The organism is Nonomuraea sp. 10N515B (assembly GCF_052245915.1).
Classification (GTDB): Bacteria; Actinomycetota; Actinomycetes; order Streptosporangiales; family Streptosporangiaceae; genus Nonomuraea.
The window spans coordinates 1-1454 of record NZ_JBQQBQ010000189.1 but is presented as its reverse complement, the minus strand read 5'-3'; the positions used below and the strand labels follow the sequence as shown (position 1 = coordinate 1454).

Annotated in this window: 1 protein-coding gene; it reads left to right on the top strand. The window is 69.2% G+C overall.

The annotated features are described in order from the left end of the window. The coding region (locus tag ACTWQA_RS58935; RefSeq protein ID WP_443167487.1) for an IS701 family transposase at positions 1–1212 on the top strand (1212 nt) is incomplete at its 5' end. Positions 1213–1454: the final 242 nt, after the last annotated feature.

The window sequence follows — 1454 nt, the reverse complement described above, 5'->3', positions numbered from 1 at the left end:
GACCGGGAACGCGCGGACGAGTGGGCAGATCAGCTGGAGGACCTCCTGGTAGAGGTGGGGTCGATCTTCCCTCGGGCTGATTTGCGGCGGCGGGCGGCTGCCTGTGTGCGGGGCCTGCTGGGGCCGTTATCGCGGAAGAATGGCTGGCAACTGGCTGAGTACGCCGGGGACTTCCACCCCCACAACCAGCAGCATCTGCTCTACCGCGCCCAATGGGACGTCGATGAGCTGCGCGATTTTGTCCGCCGCTACGTGGTTCAGGGTTTGGACGAGGGCGGGGCCGGTCTGGGACCGGGTGGCGCGGGCGTGCTGGTGATCGATGAGACCGGGTTCTCGAAGAAGGGCCGCGCCTCGGCAGGGGTAGCTCGCCAGTTCACCGGATCGCTGGGAGGGGTCTTCCCGTGCCAGGTCGGGGTGATGGCGGCCTGGGCCACCGCCGCCGGGCAGGCGCTGATTGACCGCGAGTTGTATCTGCCCAAGGAGTGGACCGATGATCGTGCACGCTGCCGCGCCGCGCACATTCCTGATCAGGTGGAGTTCGCCACCAAGGCGCGGCAGGCCGAGCAGATGATCGACCGGATCCTGCCCGATCTCCCCGAAGGCCGGGTGTGGGTGGCCGCCGATGAGGTGTACGGGCGTGACGGGGCCTTCCGCGCCTTCCTGGAAAAGCACCGGCTGCCGTACGCGGTGACGGTACAGGCCAACCAGAGCGTGCTGCCACGCCCGGGCTGGCGGCATATTGCCCGGCTGGTGGAGCGGGCCGCTGCCGAGGAGGACTGGCAGGAATTGCCCGCCGGCCCCTCCCAGACCGACAGCCGGTCCTGGCAGTGGTGGGTACGGCGCATCCCCGACCCTGACAGTGCGGTTGGGGGCGAGGCCTGGGCCCGCTGGATCATCGCCCGGCGTCGTCCCGAGCAGCCTCAGGATCGGGACTACTACCTGGCCTGGGGACCAGTGCACACCTCGCTGGAGGACCTCGTCTGCGTGCCCGGGGCGCGATGGCGGGTGGAAGATGCGCTGCGATTGGCCAAGTCGGCCTGCGGGCTGGCCGATTACGAGGTGCGCGCCTATCACTGCTGGTACCGGCACATCACCCTGGCTATGCTCGCGGCCGCCTTCCTGGCCGTTCAAGACGCCCGCACCGACCGCGAACCGGACGACCACGCCGCGCCGGCCTCCCAGAGAGGGGGAGGCACGCCGTCCCAGCAATAACCCCCGCCTCATCCGGTTTACCGCCTATGAGATCCGCCGCCTGCTGGTCCTCACCCAGCCGCAGCCCCCGCACACCGAACGACTGCGGCACGGCTTGGCCTGGTCTCACTGGCGGCGCAGGCATCAAGCCGTGGCCCGACACCATCACCGGCAGCGCAACCACGCCCGCGCTGTCGCACGCCCGCCACCCGCGGCATCCCAGCAAACTGCCACAAAGTCAGCGATCTACGACTGAAGGGCTA